This window comes from Candidatus Arcticimaribacter forsetii, assembly GCF_910589745.1.
GTDB classification, from domain to species: Bacteria; Bacteroidota; Bacteroidia; order Flavobacteriales; family Flavobacteriaceae; genus Arcticimaribacter; species Arcticimaribacter forsetii.
Map to the genome: position 1 here is coordinate 872,417 of NZ_OU342399.1, position 19,534 is coordinate 891,950.

Below are 19,534 nucleotides of genomic sequence, written 5' to 3' on the forward strand. Positions count from 1 at the left end.
AAAACTTCTCTCCCCGGATTCTTTTTGTCAGATGTGATCAAAACCTGGTTTCACAAGAACGAGAACATCACCTTTGATTGTTCCATTGCAGGCGCTCGAAAGATTAAGGAAATTTCCTTATATTTAAATTCAATAAACCAAACAAATGGGAAGAAAAGCAGAATTTTCAATAAACGGGCTAAGCGTATTGGCGGAGTTCAAAAAAGTAGATCGAAAAAAGATTTATGGCTGGTCTACTATAGAGGTGTTTGATCAAAACGGCAGTAAGTGTAAGCTAGCAGGTTTGGCAGAAGGGCAGTATGTGATGCCTTCTGGTTCTTCTGCACTAGTTTCCTTGAATGCAAAAGGGGAAGCGGTTTCAAAAAGCACATTGGTGGGCGTAGACAGCGACGGGAAAAAGGTAGAAAAAGTACCCTCTATTTATGACCAAAAAGTGATGCTAAGAGAAGCCTCTGTAGATGAATATTTAGCTATGGCTGTAAAATCTGTGTATCAATTACAGATAGATGAGAACAAGGAAGCCTTACTCGCAGATCTCAATAGCGGCAAGATATACTTCTTTGTATTTAATTACAGGGCAGATTATGAGGGTGACGATGCCTTTTTAATTAGTAACGGAACCGATGCGTTTGCCATTACAGGCATGAAGTCTGATCTAGAATTTATAGGCCTTGAAGATAACGAGCAGGAATTAGTTCCTGAAGAGACCGAGGCAGTAGAAGACGACATGGATTTTGCAATGTTTTAAATAAAATAAAATGATTAGATATATAAAATTAGCCAACGATAAAAAAAGAGATGCAGAGATTACCTTTAGATCTCTGAATCCTAAACCTGCCATTACTATGGTTATGGAATCTGGAGATAAGGTGACTACTAAACGTGTGGTAAAAGGCACTTCTCAGACCAGTACAAAAACCTTACTTGCCAAGTATAATGAGAAACCCAAAGAGGGGGTTGATTTTAAGATGCAACTAGCATCAAAATTGGCAGAAGACCTAATTGCCAGTGATCCAGAGTCTGATCTAGAACTTACCGGTAAATTTATTGAGGATGTATCTAGAGTGTATATTAACGAGGATGAGAAGCCGGTGTTTAGTGTTAAAAAAACTGAAAAGATTTTTTCTCCCACCGCCGAGCTCAAAGAAGAGCGGGAACCCAAGTACAACGATAGTAATATAACTGGAGAGAGCATTGTTAACTGGACGGGAAAACTAATGCCTAAGGCTAAGATTTACAACAAGTTGGTATTTCATAAAAAATACCAATTAAAGCATATTAATGGCCTTACCTATGATTTTCTGTTTGACATGGCCAAACAACTAGCCGATAAAGACGCTATGATGATGATGGGAGGCGGAGCTTCCGGTAAAGAACCTTTGGTTATGAATGATGGCGGAAAGCCCTACAGAGCGTTCCTAGAGGGCAGAGTAAAAGGAGATAAATATTGCCTGATCCTTCACCTCACCAACCAGGAATTAAAATCATTACCAACAGAATAAATGTTTTATTGAAATGAAAGAAACCGCACAAAAATACAAACGCCAAACGGCATCCAGGTATTTGCCTGTAGGAGCCCAGGAGATTACCTCAAAGATAATGGAAGCAGAATCTTACGGGGTGTCTACCAAACACGATGGCCACTTTTATCTCTTAAGCTATGATGGTAAAAAAGCAACACTTACCAACCATGGAGGTAGGGTTATTGATGATTTGCCGCTACTAAAAGAAGCTACTGCGCTACTTAAAGGCAAATGCAAAACTGTAGTGTTGGCAGGAGAACTCTATCTGCACAAAGAAGGTGGGCGTACCCGTTCTTTTGATATGACAGCAGCCTTAGATGATAAATCTACAAATATTTACTTTGCAGCATTTGATTTGCTTAGCCTTGATGGGGAGCAGGTATCTCTGGATATTAAAGCATTAGACCAAAAGCTTAATACTGTGTTGTCTTCAGGGAAATCATTACATGCCGTAAAAAACAGCTTTGTAGAAAGCAGAAAAGACATTGCCGCGCTCTATAAAGAGATTGTAGAAGACGACGGCCAAGAAGGAATTGTAGTGCGTTCTCACAACGGACCAACCTATAAAATAAAACCACTAATTACCCTAGATGCTGTTATTTTAGGATATGCAGAAGGGCAGGGCAGCAGAGCCGGCATGCTCAAAGAAGTGCTGGTGGGCTTGTGTGTTGCAAAAGATGAGTATATACTCTTAACCAAAGTAGGGAATGGCTACAGCGAAGAGGAGCGTAAAAACCTACTAAAAGAACTGGGCAAGAAAAAAGTAGATTCTGGATATATTGAAGTATCTGGATCTAACGTGGCTTTTACCATGGTAGCACCCAACCAGGTGGTAGAGTTTAGTTGTTTGGATGTATTTGGAGAAAACTCAAAAGGGGTTATCTCTAAAATGTGTTTGAGCTATAAAGACGGCACTTATACAGCCAACGGCAAACAGCCAATGGCCAGTGTAATATCTCCGGTATATGTTAAGATGAGAACAGATAAAAAACCCGATACAAATGATGCGGGCTTGTCTCAAATCACGAAGATTATTTCCTTGGATATAAATGCCTCTGAAAAACTCGATGTAAAGAAAAGTGAGATTGTTTCTAGAGAAGTGTATGTAAAGATAAGCAAGGGCGCCAAGATGGTACGCAAGTTCATGGTTTGGAAAACCAATAAGGAAGCAACGGGCGAGTATCCAGCCTATGTATATCATTACACAGACTTTAGTGCTGGCAGGTCAGAAATGCTTAAAAAAGAGATTAAGGTGTCAGACTCCAAGAAGCAAATTGAAGAGATTTTTGCTGCAGAGGTATTAGAGAATGTAAAGAAGGGGTGGGAGAAGGTAAAATCATAGAAATGAACAGTTATATGCCAGTGAAATGTCCATAATGTTATTTTATAAATTAAATTCTAACCCTACTAAAAGTTCTGAGTCTGTCTTTTTAATATCTACATAAGGCGTAGTATGATGTCTAATCTGTGTGGTTACATAAACAGCTATTTTGTCAAACTCATAGTACCACCGCGGTTCAATAAAAAGACGCGTGTCTTCAAAGTTTTCAACATTAATTTGGTAATAAATACTGGTATTAATAAAAGATTTTTTTGATAGCTTAACCTTAAGGAAAGAACTTAAACTAAGTCTGTAGTTTTGAACGTTTACTTCATCATTGGTGTCTTTTAAGTAAAGCTCATTTTCAAAAAAAACTCCTGCTGATACATCAAAATAATTACCCTCTTTTTTATAGATATTATGACGATACCCACCCCCAATTAAATGTCGGTAATCTAGGTTTAAGGCTTTTGATTTTTGACTTTGAACAAAAGAGAATATATAATGATTTCCTACACTGTAATTATATCTTAATTGCGCCGTATAATCTGATGCCAATACTTCATTGTTCTCTGAAATATATTCATAATTAAATAAAAATCTAATTAGATGTTTATCAAATTTTTTACCAATTTGATTGGTGATATTAAATTGATACAGTTCTAAGTTACCAAATTTAAAATCTCCATTTATACCAAACCCTACAGTTAATGTAGAATCCATAGATTTCATTAAGTATTCTGTATTAATAATGGCTTGACTTCGAACGTTAAATGTAAATAAAAGAACAATTGAGAAGCTTAGGTATTTCTTGTTAGGCACCTTATAATTATTTTTAATTCAGCAAGTCTTTAAATTTTTAATCATTTAAATTTAGTATATTTTTTCCAATTTCAATTCTCTTCTTTACTTCAGTACTGATGTAAATACAAATGTCTGCTGACTCTATTATTTTTATTGATTTTTTCAATAATATCTTTGCTGTTTTTTTGTCAAATTCGTTTGTAATTATTCCTAAGTTTACTTCCAGAACTGATTTTTGATATATTTCTTTGTTAGAACTTTCTTTAAAGTACTTCAATGCTTGTTGCATTAAATCTGCAGATTTTTTGAATTCGTTATTCATAGCGAAAGCCCTACCTAGGTTGTATAGGGAAATACCATAAGATTTATTTTTCTCAAAACTCTCTTTATAATCTAGAGATTTTTGTGCACAAATAATAGTATTTTCAACATCTTTTAAATGATTTCTGTAAATGTGTGAAAGATTTCCATAAGCTGTAGCTAAGGCCCTCTTAATCTTATCAGATTGCTCTAATTTAAGAAGTGAGTCAATACCCATCAATCTGTACTTTACACTCAACTCCCCCTCTTTCAAAAGTTCATATGCTTTACCTACATCATAGCATGCATTTGCATAATCTATAGTATTTACTCCAATAGATTCTTTGATCATTTTTAAATGATCTAAACAGACTTTCTTAAGTTCTTTATATTTTTTGGTAACCTCTAATACTTCTCTTTTTGCATCAATAAATTCAATTAATAAATTACTTAAAATTCCAAAATCAATTATCTTTTTTAAGTAGGTTTCACATTTTGTAAATTTCTCTAGCGCATCGTCTGGATGTTTTATTATATAGGTGCTACCGCTCCAACTTCTTAAAAAACTTAATACTAATTCCACCCATAATTTATTAACGCCTTCACTTGATATTAAAAGCTGATGGTATTTCATAAACTCTAATGTAGCTTTCTCATCATTCTCTAACCCACTTGCCAGAAAATCTAATCTAAAATCTAAAATCTTGAACTTAATTGAGGAACTTTTTACATCTTTAATTCTTTCTATTAATTTGAATGACCTTTTATCAATTTCTTCTTTTTTAATAGGATTGTCCAACCACATAAATTTTAATTCTTCTAGTTCAATTAATTGATTATGTTCTTCAGTTTTTTCTTCAATATTTATATAAAAGTCTTTTAAAATTTGAATTGATTCCTTAGCTGATTTATGAGTATATAAGATGTATTCAATCCCAAATTGAAATTGTAGGTTCCCTTTGTATTCATTAAATATTTTATGTTTTACCTCTTCTAATTCTGAAAGTCTGACAAACTTTTTTGATTCTATATGATGTTTGTTTTTTAAAATGAATAAGATAAATAACTTTAAGTCTAAGGAGACTGAATTTGATTTTGTTTCTATATGATATACTTGTTCACAAATTTCATTCAATTCTAATATACTTATGAACGAGGTACTATTTATTTGAATAAGGTACGAGATGAGATTAGAGATATGATTTAATTTCTTTGTACTTATTAAAAAAGCATTAAACCCTAGTAATTTATCCTCTTCCTCTTGCTTAACTAACCTGACAACTACCTCTAAAATTAATTTCTCAGCAATTTTTAAATAGGTGTCATTTATTAATAAAGATGATAGTCTTCTAATTATAGATAAAATTTCTTCAACACTGTGGTTATGAGGGTTTTTAATAATTTTATTCTGAAGATATATGTATCGTTTATTATATTCTTTGATGATTTGTTTATCATCACTATCATCATCTTTATTAAAGTATGACTTTATTGAACTTATGATTCTTTTATCTTTAAACTCGTAAATATTATCTTCGTCAGAAATATCAATTAACAAATTATCTTCAACTACCTTTTCTAAAAACCCTAAAACATCAAGTAATTCATAACCCCAAACTTGTGTTAGTATGTCTGCATTAAATTTATTTCCAATGATTGAGGCACTCTCCAAAAGGCGTTGCCATTTTTCATCGTATTTATCAATAATTGTATGATAGAAGCTATCAACTTCCATATCATTAGGTAGGCTATCAGTATCTATATTAGCAGTTAAAATATATCCACTAGGACTGTATTTTAATAAACCATCACTAATCCACTTTTCAAGTGTTTTGAAAATATATAAAGGAGTAATTTGTCCAAGTGTATTTTTCTCATTTACTAATTGGTTTAAAAGTGAGTTAATTTCAAGCAGCGAGTTATTTTGAATTTTAAATTTATTATTTTGTTTACTCAAATGCTTAACAAAGTCTACTGTATTAAAGTTCCTGAAACTTAAAAGTTCTTCAACTTTAAATTTATAAGAGGAGTTATTATTGAGATCATTTGTAGTTGCTATTAATTGACTTAAAGAAGGACCTCTATGTTCAAATATACTTTCTTCTCTTATAGAAAGGATGATGCACATGTTTCCTCGCAGAAATTTATTTCTATTAATCATCTCAATAAACTTATTAAGAAAGGCATAACTTTCTGGATCTATCCAGTGGAGATCCTCCATAATAAAGATCGTCTTATTTTTTCTGCTTTCTAATTTATCTATGATTTCAATACACATTTCAGTTATTGATCTTTCTGAATTTCTTTCATACCCTCCAATAAATGAGGTGTCTATATCTATAATAGCCGCCCCAACATTTACAGCCTTACTCATAGACTTCTCCATTCTTTCACCTCGATTAGAAAACGCTTCAATCTTAAGTAATTCTTTAAATCCCTCTAGGAAAGGCTCGTAGGAAACAGCATTCTCTCCTTGTAGCTCATCACAATCACCATAATACCAATCCCATCCACTATGTTCAAATAATTCTTTTGTTTCTAATAACCCTCTAGTTTTTCCAATTCCTGCAGGACCAGATACAATCATTATATTTAATCCAGTATCAGACATTGAATCTACAATTTTGTTGAAAATAGCTTCTTTAGGATTTAATAATTCAGTAATATATGGGACATTACTAAGCAGTGTTTTATTACTAGATTGATTTAAATTGTTTTCATATTTCTTATTTAAATAATAACCTATTAGGTAATGAGCAATTGACAAAGGAAGAATAACAACAATACTTAATCCTAAGTTTGCTATTGTTAATTCAGTTAGGATAATTGAGTTAAATAAAAGTAGCGCTAATGTTCCTAATATAATTCCATATACACCTTGTTTTTTCAGCGCAATATTTTTTGTGATTGAAGAAAACTGAAAATAGGATCTAGCCAATAAATCCCCAATTAATAAAGTAATTCCAATTAAAAGAAAATGTTCGGTTATTGGGTAGGTATCAAATTGAATAATATAAAAAACAAATAATGGAAAGTACGTAGCATATAATGAAGAATTGGCAAAATAACGATATCCTTTTATAGTGTGGAAACCATCTAAATCTATTCTATTGATAAAGTATAGATTAATTATAGTTGGAACTATACTCATTCCTATAGTGATTGAGAATAGCCAAAATTTTGCTGAAAATTCTTTAAAATGTTCTTCTGCACTTGGCATTAAATAAGAAACAGAATAAATTAATACTAACGAAAAGATTAATGGAATTATAAAACTAATACCTACAAATTTCACCTTATCAATATATAGGTCAAATAAATCCTTGATAATGTTATCGCTACTATCAACTATTCTTTTTAATTTTTGGTTTAAAAAAGAAATTAATGCGATTAATAAAATAGATTTAATAATCAGTAATAGTATATAAATAATACTAAATGAACGTTTATCGATATTAAAACCTCTTGTAAATATTGGCTCTGTAAATCCAGATTCTTTATGAAATGTATAAAACTCTGATTGAACTAACCATATTGAGTTATTAATCACATCCAAATCATTTACATTAAAGATGCCTAACCGATCTAGATTTAATTTCTCACACAACAACGATATGGTTTTTGAATCAATATTTCCATTAATAAGATTTGTGGCAGACTTCTTACCTAGAACCTCCTCTAATTCATGTTTTGGTATTATGTTATGATTGGTTTTTTTAAGTAATATTTGATTTACAATTTCAAACATTTCGTCATCACAAGAGTTTCTTACAACTATTGATGAGATGTTAGTAGTAAAGATGGGTCCATTTTCAACAGCTGAATATTTAAAGTTTAGAAGTTTTTCAAGACTAGCATCATAAGCGTATTCTATTGGATCATCAGCAAAACCCATATAATCTGGAAACCCGCTAAAAAACGGAAATAATTCAATTTTATGGTTTATATTTTGATCACAGGTTGCTAAGGTTAAATTAATTTTATTTTTAAAATCAAGAGCAAACTGGTTTGTGGAATCTATAGCTAAAATAGAATCACAATAAGATTTATTTAGATTTAAGTAAAACTTACTATTATCGATTTGCCTGGTAATGTAATCTAAAGATGATACATGATTCTTAAGCCTTTTAATTTTTAGAGAATCAATAACTGGGTTAGCCCATAAAAAGTTTGATACAAGTAAAAATAATAGAGTTATGATTTTTGAATGCTTCATTAAAAATTATAAAAGTTATCGGGGCAAATAAATATTAAAACACCGTTGTATTAATTAATTTAATATACAGCAAAATACAACAAAAAATTTATTTTTTATTTTGTGAAGATTATATATATAGACCTTGATGGGGTTGTTGCCCTTGACAGATACATAGATCAAATTTTAACTGAAAAGGCAAAAAAAGCAAAGATGAAACTAACATCTGAACAATTGGAAGAAGCTGGCCGAGCATTTAGAAAAATTGAGATTTGTGATAAGTATATACAGTGCGACTTATTTAATCACAATAAGATGATTATTGGAAAATTTTTATCAAAAATGGAAAAATATTAATTAGCTAAAAATGACCGAACAACCCAGCACACAACCCACCAAAAAAAACAAAACCCCGAAAACATTAAGTCTTCGAGGTTAAATAGTGGAGTCGGAGGGAATCGAACCCTCGTCCATACAAGCAATAGAAAAGCTTTCTACATGTTTAGTTTTCATTTAGTTTTCGAAAATGTACTGACTGGAAACCGCCCACACATTCCTTAGTTCCTTTATTGAAAAATTTGACCGGAACCTCCAAATTTCGATGTTGACCTTTATGGTGCCTCTGGTTTGAACGCCGTCAACAAGGGCTTTCAAGAGACATCCGGCTTCTCAACCTAGTTGAGACTTGGCATTAACTTACTATGATTCGGTTAATTATGCAGCTAGAGCGTAGTTATTTTCGCCTATTAAAGGTTGAATACAAGTTTAACGAGCTGTTATTCATTGCTCGACATGCTTACTGTTCGATTGATCTCGCTGTCAAAACCAGTCGACCCCATTATTTCAAAGAAATTGCTTTTTCAAAAGCAATGTAAAAGTATATCTTTTATTTAAAACTGATTGATAGTTTTTCGAATCTCTGTTAGTCTACCCAACATTCCTTCTAATAAATCCAATGACAACATGTTTGCGCCGTCACTTTTCGCTATCGAAGGTTTTGGGTGTGTTTCAATGAATAAGCCATCCATGTGGTTTACAATTCCAGCACGAGCTATCGTTTCAATAAGTTCTGGTCTTCCTCCGGTTACTCCAGAAGCTTGATTGGGTTGTTGTAAAGAATGTGTAACATCCAATACAGTAGGAGCAAGGGAACGCATTGCAGGAACCCCTCTAAAATCTACGATCAAGTCGGTATATCCAAATTGAGTTCCACGATCTGTAATCCAAGCAGCTTCATTTCCACTATCTTTAACTTTCTGAACCGCAAATTGCATGCTCTCAGGACTCATAAATTGACCTTTTTTCAAATTCACAACCTTCCCTGTTTTTGCAGCAGCAACAACAAGATCGGTCTGGCGAACCAAGAATGCAGGGATTTGTAAAACATCGACATAAGCAGCTGCTTTTTGTGCATCTGCAACTTCATGAATGTCGGTTACAGTCGGAATATTAAATGTTTTTCCGATTTTCTGAAGAATTTCAAGTGCAGTTTCATCACCTATTCCTGTAAAACTGTCAATTCTACTTCTATTGGCCTTTTTAAAACTCCCTTTAAAAATAAAAGGAATGTTCAAACGATCTGTAATTTCCAATACTTTTTCCGCAATTTCAAATGCCATTTCTTCCCCTTCAATAGCGCAGGGTCCGGCTAGTAGAAAGAATTGGTCACTTTTAGGATGATTTATATTTGGCAGTTTTGAAAAGTCCATAAAATGTTTTTTGCAAAAGTAAAGTTTTAAGTTGAATACCCAAGTTATTCGAAACCTTAAACTTTTAGCAGAAAGCTGGATATATAAAGTTATATTTGCGCGATTAAAAAAACAAATACAGATGTCCAAAATTAAAAACATTGCAATTATTGCGCACGTAGACCACGGTAAAACTACCTTGGTAGATAAGATTATGCACCATTGCGAGCTTTTCAGAACCAATCAAAATACCGGGGATTTAATTCTGGATAATAATGATTTAGAAAGAGAACGTGGGATTACCATTCTTTCTAAAAACATTTCTGTGATGTATAAAGACACTAAAATTAATATTATCGATACCCCTGGTCACGCCGATTTTGGTGGCGAGGTAGAGCGTGTATTGAATATGGCTGATGGTGTTTTGCTATTGGTTGACGCGTTCGAGGGACCGATGCCTCAAACGCGTTTTGTACTTCAAAAAGCAATTGATCTAAAGTTAAAACCAATTGTAGTAGTTAATAAAGTAGATAAAGAAAACTGTACTCCAGAGGAAGTTCATGAATCTGTTTTTGATTTAATGTTCGAATTAGGAGCAGAAGAATGGCAGTTAGATTTCCCTACAGTTTATGGTTCAGCAAAGAACAATTGGATGAGTGAAGATTGGAATGTTCAAACCGAAAATGTTGAGCCTCTTTTGGATATGGTTTTAGAACACGTTCCCGCTCCAAAAATAGAAGAAGGAACTCCACAGCTTTTAATTACCTCATTAGACTTTTCGGCCTATACAGGTCGTATTGCGATTGGTCGTTTACAAAGAGGAACATTAACGGCTAATATGCCTGTTAGTCTCGTAAATAGAGAAGGTACAATAACAAAATCACGTATCAAAGAACTTAATTTATTCGATGGGTTGGGTAGAAAGCAGGTTGAAGAAGTTCAAGCAGGGGATATTTGTGCAATCATTGGATTAGAGGATTTTGAAATTGGTGATACGGTTGCAGATGCTCTCGAGCCAGAAGCACTTCCTACTATTGCAATTGACGAGCCTACAATGAGTATGATGTTTACGATTAACGATTCTCCATTTTTTGGAAAAGATGGAAAATTTGTAACCTCAAGACACATTAAAGATCGTTTAGAAAAAGAATTAGAAAGAAACCTCGCAATGCGCCTGGAAAGTACAGATTCTGCAGATAAATTTTTGGTATTTGGAAGAGGAGTTCTTCACTTATCTGTGTTGATTGAAACAATGAGAAGAGAGGGTTATGAGCTTCAAATAGGGCAGCCGCAGGTTATCATCAAAGAAATAGAGGGTAAGAAGCATGAACCAATTGAAGAACTTACGATTGATCTTCCTGAAAATGTTTCGGGTAAAGCAATTGAAATGGTGACCCTAAGAAAAGGAGAAATGCTGAGCATGACTCCAAAAGGAGAACGTATGGTGTGTGAGTTTTTAATGCCTTCTAGAGGTATTATTGGACTTAGGAATCAATTGCTTACGGCTACTGCTGGAGAGGCGATAATGAATCATAGGTTCAAAGAATTTCAGCCGTTTAAAGGAGAAATTCCTGGACGTAACAATGGATCTCTTATTTCAATGGAAAAAGGAAATGCAATTCCATATTCTCTAGATAAGCTTCAAGAACGTGGTAAATTCTTCGTTGCTCCAAACGAAGAAATTTATACTGGTCAAGTTATCGGAGAAAATTCTCGTGCTGATGATATGGTTGTTAATGTAACTAAAACCAAGAAGCTATCAAATGTACGTTCCTCTGGAACAGACGACAAAGTTCGTTTAGCACCGCCAATTAAGTTTTCTTTGGAGGAAGCATTAGAATACATTCAAGGAGATGAATATGTAGAAGTAACTCCTAAGAGTTTAAGACTTCGTAAAGTTTATCTTGACGAAAATGAAAGAAAACGTAGGGCAGGTAAATAATACTCCCTTTGTTTTAAATAGCTAAAAAGCCTATTGAGAAATCTTTAGGCTTCGTTTTTTTGGACTACTTCGTAAATTTTACCTGCATCACAGCGAAATATTTTTCCTGGAAACTTTACAATCATATTATAATCGTGTGTAGCCATGATTATGGTCATTCCTTTTTGATGAAGACTTCTAAAAACTTCCATAATTTCTAGGCTTGTTTGTGGGTCCAAATTACCTGTTGGCTCATCAGCAATAATAAGTTCTGGGTCATTGAGTAACGCACGTGCTATGGCAACTCTTTGTTGTTCTCCACCCGATAACTCAAAGGAATATTTTTTTAAAACTCCCTCCAAACCTAGTGAGCTAAGAACTTCTTCAATCCGATCTTTAATTTCTTCTTTATCTCTCCATCCGGTTGCTTTAAGAACAAATGATAAGTTGTCGAATACAGAACGATCCGGAAGTAATTTAAAATCTTGGAAAACCACTCCAAGTTTCCGTCTCAGAAAAGGAATGTCTTTCTGTTTTATTTTACTCAAGTTAAAATCAGATATTTTAGCAGTTCCCTGTTGCAACGGAAGATCTGCGTATAGAGTTTTAATTAAACTACTTTTTCCAGTTCCAGTTTTTCCTATTAAAAAAACAAAATCCCCCTGCTGAACTTCAATATTTACATCATTTAAAATGGTTTGTTTATTCTGAATGATGGTAGCATTTTTGAATTGAACTAAAGGAAGTTTCATAGGTGTTTTTGATGAGTCAATTTATAAACAAATTTTTTCTTTATTACTAGAGATGTAAAAATAGAAACAAATTAGGGCTTTAGGAATTAATTGTTAATAATTTATACTTTATAGAGAATTAGAACGTTTTAATTTTAGGAACTTAAGTTTAACTTTGATCTATGCCAAGAATCAATCCCAATTATATTTTTGTTATAACTTTTTCGCTCATAACAAGCTCTTTTAAAGTTACTTGGTCACAAATTAACACGAGTAAAATTCCACATACACAGGCTGCTTATTTTTATGCTTCTGAGAATTTTAGTCAAGCGAGCCAGTATTTTAATTTATTTGATTTTTATCCTTCCCTTGAGTCTGAAGTTACCGTTGCAGACTTTTATAAAATATCAACAGATTTAAGGCTCAATAGGCAGGGGGCAGAAAAGAAATTAGCTGCTTTTATGATAGATAATCCTACAAGTTATCTAACAGAAACTGCTTATTACGATTTGGCGAGTTATTATTTCCAAAATGGGAAGTATAATTATGCGTTAAAATGGTTTAATAAAATTAAGGCAACGGATGTAACCTCTTCTAGAAGAAACACCTATTTTTTTAATAAAGGATATGCTTTGTTTGCTTCAAAGCGCTTTAAACAAGCCGCTGAATATTTCGAAAAAGTAGAAGATGTTCCTGCATATCAAGCAGATGCTAGTTATTATCTAGGTTATATTGCATATCAGTTAGATGATTTTGATGCTGCTGCAGAAAATTTCAATAAAGTTTCTGCTGCCCAAGACGAAACAACGGTTGGTTATTTTCAGGCAGATATGAATTTTAAATTGGGTAGATTCGAAAAAGCAATTGCATTAGCTAGAGAAAGTTTAAAAACCGCAAATGAGAATCAGACCTCAGAACTTTCTAAGATAATAGGTGAAAGTTATTTTAATTTAAACGATTATAATTCTGCGCTTCCTTATTTAGAAGTTTATGAAGGTAAGAAGGGGAAATGGTCCAATACAGATTTTTATCAACTAGGATACACTTACTATAGGCTTGGGGAGTATGACAATGCGATTAATCAGTTTAATAAAATCATATCTAGCAACAACGCAGTTGCTCAGAATGCTTATTATCATCTTGCAGATTGTTATTTAAAAACGAATAAAAAGACGCAAGCATTAAATGCTTTTAAGCGAGCGTCTTCGATGAATTTTGATTCCTTAATTTCTGAAGATGCTCTGTTAAACTATGCTCGATTGAGTTATGAGATTGGGAATGCTTATCAGAATACTTCTTTACTTTTAGCTTCTTTTATAGACCAGTATCCTAAGAACGAAGTAGTTGAAGAAATAGAACAATTATTAATTGATTCTTATGTTAATTCTAGAAATTACAATGCTGCTTTAATGATTTTAAAGAATAAGTCAGGGAGTCAGTACAGTACCGCTTTGCAAAAGGTTAATTACTTAAAGGCGATTGCTTTATATAAAAGTGGTTTGTTTGAAGATTCGATTGAATATTTTAATGAATCATTAAAATCAAAGAAAGACCAAAATATTGCAGCGAACTGCTTGTTTTGGAGGGCTCAAGCTGCTTATGAATTGAATGATTACAGTGCAGTGATTGCTGGTTTAAGTGAATTTGAAAAACACCCATTTGCTTCAAAAGTTTCTGGTTTTGAACACTTGTCTTATCATTTGGGATATGCCAATTTTAAACTAAAAAACTATAAAGCCTCTAAGGTTTTATTTGAGCAGTATTTGGATCAAAAAAATATTTCAAGTTCCTACCGAAGAGATGCTTTACTTAGACTTGGGGACAGTCACTTTGTTTTAGGAAAGTATTGGCCGGCGATGGAAGCTTATGAAAAATCAATCCAACTTGATTTTAGCAAAGGAGTCTATGCACTTTATCAAAAAGCACTGAGTTATGGTTTTGTAGATCGAAACTTAAAGAAAATAGAATCATTAATTCAAATTGTAAACGACTATCCAAAGTCTTCTTTATTAGATGATGTTTATTTCGAATTGGGACTTGCATATACAAGAGAGAAAAGCGATTCAAGTGCAATTGATACTTACAACAAACTTGCTGCTGAGTATCCAAAAAGTCCCTACCGTTCTCGCTCTTTACTCAATAAAGGATTGATTTTATATAATGCAGAGTCTTTAGATGATGCTTTAACGGTGCTCAAGCAATTGGTTCAAGAATATCCAAACGAAGAAATTGCACAGCAAGCCCTAAAAACTGCAAAGGAGATTTCAATTGACTTGGCTGAGGTTGATGTTTTTTCGGATTGGGTAAAACAGCTCAAAGGAGTTACACTTGAAGATAATGAATTGGAACGTGCTTCTTTTACATCAGCCGAAAGACTTTTTAATGAGAACAAGAAAAGTTCGGCTCAAAAAGCTTTTTCTAGTTACTTAAAAAACTATCCACAAGGAGCAAATCAATTGCAGGTTAAATTTTTATCGGCAGAATTATACTTTCAAGACGAAGATTGGGAATCAGCTATTGAACGCTATCAGGCGGTTCTAGATCAGTCTGTCAGTGAGTATACGGAGCAGTCTTTAGTTCGAATAACCCAATCATATGTTAATGGTAATCAAAAGTTAAAAGCATTACCTTTTTGGAAAACATTAGATGAACTTGCTCAATTTCAGGAAAACAAACGCTATGCTTTGTTTAATTTAATGCAGCTTTATTTTGAACAGGAGAATTTTAAAGAGGCAATATTTTATGCTGATAGAGTAATTGAGTTGAAACAATTGGGACAGAAAATCAAATGGGATGCATATAAAGTATTGGCGCGTTCATCTATTGCAATAAAAGATAAACCACGAGCAGCAAAAGCATATCAAGTTCTGGAAGATGCCCCCGATTCTGAACTAGCAGTAGAGGCTCTTTTTTTTGATGCGCAAGAGAAACATATGAATCATGAATACGCAGCCTCAAATGAAGTAATCGAAAAGATAGCACAAGATTTTGGGAATTATCCAGAATGGGCATCTAAAAGTCTTTTATTAATGTCTCAAAATTTTTATCAATTAGATGATGCCTTTCAAGCCTCTTATATTCTTGAGTCTATTTTAACTAATTTCACTCAATTTCCAGAAATAATAAAACAAGCAACCCTTGATTTAGAAAACATCAAAACAATCGAAGCGAAAAATAATTCATCTATTAAATTAAAATCAGAAAATGAAAACTAATAAAACACATTTCAAGGTAAGCCTTTTAATGGGGTTGCTTTTTAGTTTCTTTACTATTTTTGGTCAAGAAGAAGAAAGAGAAATAGGGGTCCAAGAGGTTACTGTGATTAAGTCCTATACACCTAGTTTGTCGGAAGTATTTAAAATTCGGGATCAACCAGTGGTAATCGATTCGATTGGCCAGGAAAAGAGAAATGTTAATTACTCAATTTTTTCAGTACCCGTTGTGTCTACTTTTGTTCCGTCCAAAGGAACAGCAAAAGTCCTTCAAAAAAAGAAAGTAAGTCCAAAGTATAATGCAACAGCAAGTTCTGGATTTGGTATGTTTAACGTTCTAAATCTGGATCATTCTGCACAAATAAACTTAGATCGGAGGCAGCAATTGAGTTGGTTGGTTCAGTTTAATGGAATATTAAAAGACATACCAGAAACAATCCTTTCTACTAAGCAAAATTCAACCTTACTTCATCTAGGATATAGTCATGGTACAAATTCCATTGCTTCTTTGTCGCAGATTTCCTTTAGATCCAATGGTATTAACTTTCATGGACTGCGGGAACCAATCACTGACGATTTAATCCTTAATAACATAGATCCAAAGCAGCAGTTAAATTATCTTTCGATGCAGTCCGACTGGCAATGGCACAGTACTATTCTTCGGGAGGCATCTTTGATAACCCACCTTACAACCGATCGATACAGTACAAATGAACTTCAGCTTAAACTGAAATCAAAATTCCAACTCATGCTAGGTTCTATTGTTATAAATGCAGAACCAAGTGTGGACTATATCAATAACAAATTCAAAGCAGATTTTTATACGAATGAGGCCAGTTCTTTCACTTCAGGAGTTTCAAATTTAGCTTTAACAGTTAGTTCTGGAGCAAACCGTTTTAAATACAAGGTTGGTGCTGTGGGTGTGTTTGGTTTTGGTGATGATTTCGAAGAAAATAATCTATTTGTTTTGCCTTTTCTAGATGTTTCCTACAAACCTAAAAAAGGTAATTTCACCCCTTTTATTAAGTTGTCCGGAGCTATAAATCAAAATAGCTTTAGATCTTTTTCTGATAGAAATCCTTTTGTTGCTCCTGCTTTAGCTTTAAAGAATACTGAAATCCCTTATAATCTAGAGATTGGAACACGAACAAAATTAGTTTCTGGATGGGAATTCAAGATGAATGCATTTTACCAGAAGGCAAATAATGCTCCCGTTTTTAGAAGTTTCGGATACGATAACACAAACGATGATCTTGTGTCTTTTCGATACGCCAATTCATTTGAGGTTGTTTACAAAGAGATTGAACAAATTGGTTTTGATGCATCTGTTTTAGCTGCTTTTAAAAATGGTGGCTCCCTAGCGTTTAGAGCTCATTGGAGAGATTATACCGTTGCAGACGGCAGTAAGGCATGGAATATGCCTGAATTACAGTTTGATTTTAATGCAAACATTAAAATGTTTAATAAGATCTTTTTACAAACAAATGTTATTTACCTAGGAGAACGTAAAAACTCTTACAGAGATCGTTTTCTTGTTCAAGCCCCTGAAGACGCCCCATTTCTCGAAGAAGATCTTCCTTCGTTTTTCGATGTAGAAGTTAAAATAAGTTATCAGTTAAATGATCGATGGGAGTTTTATTTAAAAGGAGACAATCTTTTAAATGCTCCAAATTTTCATTGGGCACGATACAAGGTTTATGGTGCACGATTCTTGACAGGTATTCGATATAATTTCGATTTAAACTTTTAATCTATTATATTCACAAATACTTAAACAGTAGTTTATTAAATTTTTTTCCAAAAATTAATTGGATAAAAGATTTAATAAACAAAAATGTTGTGCACATTATATAAACTTTAATATAGATTGGCAATGTAATTGATTCACTATGTATAATTATGATGGCGATATGCCTCAAAAAATAGTAGGTAAACAGATTCGTTTACTTCGTAAGAGGTTTAAAATGACTCAATCTGTATTGGCGTCCAAAGCAAATATGGAGGAGAGTGCGCTTCAGAGAATAGAAGCCGGAAGAACAAATCCGACCATCAAGACCATGTTTAAAATATCAAATGCATTAAATGTTGAATTAAAAGTTTTGTTTGAAACTTTATAAACCTTCTTAATTCTCTTAATATTGTTTTAGCTTACATTTGTTTCTTATTAAACTATTTAAATGAAAAAAGCTACCCTTTTAAGTTTTTGTTTCCTCTTTTTGATTGGATGTACCTCTAATGATGCTGATTTAATTATCCATAACGCAGACATTTATACTGTTAATAAGGAATTTGATAAAGCAACTGCATTGGTTGTAAAAAACGGAAAATTTATTGCTGTAGGGGGAGAGGACCTTCTGGAAATGTACGATGCCAAAAGTGTAGTTGATTTAAATGGTTTTCCTGTCTATCCTGGATTTATAGATGCACATTGTCATTTTTATAATTTTGGTTTGTTACAAGAACAATTAGATTTAAGTGGAACCAAAAGCTTTGATGAAGTTGTAGAAAAAATAAGTGAATATATAGCAACTCATCCTGGAGTTCCTGTTTTAGGACAGGGTTGGGATCAGAATACTTGGGAGGTAAAAGAATATCCAACAAAAGAAATTTTAGATCAAAAATTCCCTACAGAGCTGATTGCAATTAAAAGGGTTGACGGACATGCGCTTTTGGTAAATCAAAAGGTACTTGATTTAGCTGGAATCGATGATAAAACTGAAATTGAAGGAGGCGTTGTGGTACGAGTTAAGGGTGCTTTAACGGGTGTTTTAATCGATAATGCAATGGATCCTGTGTATGCTGCTTTGCCAAAACCAACGGTCAAACAACAGGAGCAAGCTTTGTTAGCTGCTCAAGAAATATGTTTCCAAAACGGTTTAACTACAGTAGATGATGCAGGATTAGATAAAGAACAACTTGAATTGATTGAGCGCTTACACGAAGAAGATATTTTAAATATTAGAGTATATGGAATGATCAGTAATACTCCTCAGAATCTGGAGTATTATTTAAAGAAGGGAAAGGTTCAAACCGAACGTTTGAATATTCGTTCTGTTAAAGTATATGCTGATGGCGCTCTAGGTAGTAGAGGTGCAGCATTGAAAGAAGATTATTCGGACGACCATGGAAATCGTGGTTCCTATGTAACTCCAGTTGATGAAATTATTTCCTTAGCCGATGTTTTAGCTAAAAATGGATTTCAAATGAATACCCATGCAATTGGGGATGCGGCCAACTATGAAGTTTTAAAAGCATACAAAAAGGCACTAACAACGAATGAAGATCCGCGATGGAGAATAGAACACGCTCAGGTGGTTACTAAAGAAGACAGGCAGTTTTTTGGGAGTAAAATAATCCCCTCTATTCAACCTACACATGCAACTAGTGATATGTTTTGGGCTGATGAACGTTTGGGTAAAGAACGAATTCAAGGTGCTTATGCATACAAGAGTTTATTAGATTGGTCTGGAAAAGTAGCTTTAGGGACAGATTTCCCTGTTGAGCATGTAAGCCCTTTAAAAACATTTTTTGCTGCTGTAGCTAGAACTACAGAAAATCAACTTCCGGAAGGAGGTTTTCAAATGGAAGATGCTTTAACAAGACCTGAAGCACTAAAAGGAATGACTATCTGGGCCGCTCATGCTAATTTTGAGGAAGAAATAAAAGGAAGTATTGAAATAGGAAAAGTAGCAGATCTGGTTATTCTTAAAAAAGACATCATGAAAATTGATGTTAATGAAATCCCGGATGTTGAAGTTTTAGCTACAATCTTAAACGGAGATATGGTCTATAGAGCTCCTAAATAAATCGTCTGTTGATTTTTTTTTGAAATCTGGGTA

At 33.4% G+C, this 19,534-nt stretch carries 13 protein-coding genes and 1 other RNA gene; 9 read left to right on the forward strand and 5 right to left on the reverse strand.

Annotated features, from left to right (window positions below; all coding sequences use genetic code 11):
• Nucleotides 1–187: 187 nt before the first annotated feature.
• Genes NG655_RS03965 through NG655_RS03975 form a run of 3 tightly spaced genes read left to right on the forward strand, consistent with a single transcriptional unit; the run spans nucleotide 188 to nucleotide 2,865 of the window.
• Nucleotides 188–748, forward strand: coding sequence for a hypothetical protein (locus NG655_RS03965; protein ID WP_252158051.1), 561 nt, complete (start codon nucleotides 188–190; stop codon nucleotides 746–748).
• Nucleotides 749–758: 10 nt separating this feature from the next.
• A complete protein-coding gene (locus tag NG655_RS03970; RefSeq protein ID WP_252158052.1) occupies nucleotides 759–1,502 on the forward strand; it encodes a hypothetical protein in 744 nt (247 codons plus the stop codon).
• Between the two features lie 13 nt (nucleotides 1,503–1,515).
• Nucleotides 1,516–2,865 carry an ATP-dependent DNA ligase gene (locus NG655_RS03975; protein WP_252158053.1) on the forward strand — a complete coding sequence of 450 codons (1,350 nt, stop codon included), beginning with the start codon at nucleotides 1,516–1,518 and terminating at the stop codon, nucleotides 2,863–2,865.
• A 42-nt stretch (nucleotides 2,866–2,907) separates the two neighbouring features.
• On the opposite strand, the gene NG655_RS03980 is transcribed toward NG655_RS03975, so the two are convergent.
• Together NG655_RS03980 and NG655_RS03985 are read right to left on the reverse strand one after the other, a co-directional pair.
• The gene (locus NG655_RS03980; protein ID WP_252158054.1) at nucleotides 2,908–3,666 is read right to left on the reverse strand and encodes a DUF481 domain-containing protein; all 759 of its coding nucleotides are present in this window, start codon (nucleotides 3,664–3,666) and stop codon (nucleotides 2,908–2,910) included.
• 37 nt (nucleotides 3,667–3,703) lie between these two features.
• Nucleotides 3,704–8,164, reverse strand: a complete 4,461-nt coding sequence (locus NG655_RS03985; protein WP_252158055.1) for an ATP-binding protein — start codon at nucleotides 8,162–8,164, stop codon at nucleotides 3,704–3,706.
• Nucleotides 8,165–8,266: 102 nt separating this feature from the next.
• On the opposite strand from NG655_RS03985, the gene NG655_RS03990 reads away from it, so the two are divergent.
• On the forward strand, nucleotides 8,267–8,500 hold the full coding sequence (locus NG655_RS03990; RefSeq protein ID WP_252158056.1) for a hypothetical protein: 234 nt from the start codon (nucleotides 8,267–8,269) through the stop codon (nucleotides 8,498–8,500).
• 83 nt (nucleotides 8,501–8,583) lie between these two features.
• Here the strand turns inward: NG655_RS03990 and ssrA are convergent.
• Nucleotides 8,584–8,980: a transfer-messenger RNA gene (gene ssrA / locus NG655_RS03995) on the reverse strand.
• A gap of 53 nt (nucleotides 8,981–9,033) precedes the next feature.
• On the reverse strand, nucleotides 9,034–9,852 hold the full coding sequence (gene kdsA, locus NG655_RS04000; protein ID WP_252158057.1) for a 3-deoxy-8-phosphooctulonate synthase: 819 nt from the start codon (nucleotides 9,850–9,852) through the stop codon (nucleotides 9,034–9,036).
• Between the two features lie 121 nt (nucleotides 9,853–9,973).
• Here kdsA and typA point away from each other — a divergent pair, with 121 nt between their 5' ends.
• On the forward strand, nucleotides 9,974–11,773 hold the full coding sequence (gene typA / locus NG655_RS04005; protein ID WP_252158058.1) for a translational GTPase TypA: 1,800 nt from the start codon (nucleotides 9,974–9,976) through the stop codon (nucleotides 11,771–11,773).
• Between the two features lie 44 nt (nucleotides 11,774–11,817).
• On the opposite strand, the gene NG655_RS04010 is transcribed toward typA, so the two are convergent.
• Nucleotides 11,818–12,504, reverse strand: coding sequence for a cell division ATP-binding protein FtsE (locus tag NG655_RS04010; RefSeq protein WP_252158059.1), 687 nt, complete (start codon nucleotides 12,502–12,504; stop codon nucleotides 11,818–11,820).
• A 161-nt stretch (nucleotides 12,505–12,665) separates the two neighbouring features.
• Here NG655_RS04010 and NG655_RS04015 point away from each other — a divergent pair, with 161 nt between their 5' ends.
• The 4 genes from NG655_RS04015 to NG655_RS04030 all read left to right on the forward strand — a co-directional run bounded on the left by NG655_RS04015 (nucleotide 12,666) and on the right by NG655_RS04030 (nucleotide 19,501).
• Nucleotides 12,666–15,698, forward strand: a complete 3,033-nt coding sequence (locus NG655_RS04015; protein ID WP_252158060.1) for a tetratricopeptide repeat protein — start codon at nucleotides 12,666–12,668, stop codon at nucleotides 15,696–15,698.
• Complete coding sequence (locus NG655_RS04020) at nucleotides 15,688–17,445, forward strand: TonB-dependent receptor (RefSeq protein ID WP_252158061.1); 1,758 nt, start codon at nucleotides 15,688–15,690, stop codon at nucleotides 17,443–17,445. The genes NG655_RS04015 and NG655_RS04020 overlap by 11 nt, the downstream gene beginning before the upstream one ends.
• Nucleotides 17,446–17,584: 139 nt before the next feature.
• Nucleotides 17,585–17,812 carry a helix-turn-helix domain-containing protein gene (locus tag NG655_RS04025; protein ID WP_252158062.1) on the forward strand — a complete coding sequence of 76 codons (228 nt, stop codon included), beginning with the start codon at nucleotides 17,585–17,587 and terminating at the stop codon, nucleotides 17,810–17,812.
• A 60-nt stretch (nucleotides 17,813–17,872) separates the two neighbouring features.
• Nucleotides 17,873–19,501: an amidohydrolase gene (locus NG655_RS04030; RefSeq protein WP_252158063.1), complete on the forward strand. Its 1,629-nt coding sequence runs from the start codon at nucleotides 17,873–17,875 to the stop codon at nucleotides 19,499–19,501.
• Nucleotides 19,502–19,534: the final 33 nt, after the last annotated feature.

Bases quoted from the DNA above. Each gene is read 5' to 3' on its own strand.
- NG655_RS03970 (WP_252158052.1), top strand. From the start codon at position 759: ATGATTAGATATATAAAATTAGCCAACGATAAAAAAAGAGATGCAGAG.
- NG655_RS03975 (WP_252158053.1), top strand. From the start codon at position 1,516: ATGAAAGAAACCGCACAAAAATACAAACGCCAAACGGCATCCAGGTAT.
- NG655_RS03985 (WP_252158055.1), bottom strand. From the start codon at position 8,164: ATGAAGCATTCAAAAATCATAACTCTATTATTTTTACTTGTATCAAAC.
- kdsA (WP_252158057.1), bottom strand. From the start codon at position 9,852: ATGGACTTTTCAAAACTGCCAAATATAAATCATCCTAAAAGTGACCAA.
- typA (WP_252158058.1), top strand. From the start codon at position 9,974: ATGTCCAAAATTAAAAACATTGCAATTATTGCGCACGTAGACCACGGT.
- NG655_RS04010 (WP_252158059.1), bottom strand. From the start codon at position 12,504: ATGAAACTTCCTTTAGTTCAATTCAAAAATGCTACCATCATTCAGAAT.
- NG655_RS04015 (WP_252158060.1), top strand. From the start codon at position 12,666: ATGCCAAGAATCAATCCCAATTATATTTTTGTTATAACTTTTTCGCTC.
- NG655_RS04020 (WP_252158061.1), top strand. From the start codon at position 15,688: ATGAAAACTAATAAAACACATTTCAAGGTAAGCCTTTTAATGGGGTTG.
- NG655_RS04025 (WP_252158062.1), top strand. From the start codon at position 17,585: ATGTATAATTATGATGGCGATATGCCTCAAAAAATAGTAGGTAAACAG.
- NG655_RS04030 (WP_252158063.1), top strand. From the start codon at position 17,873: ATGAAAAAAGCTACCCTTTTAAGTTTTTGTTTCCTCTTTTTGATTGGA.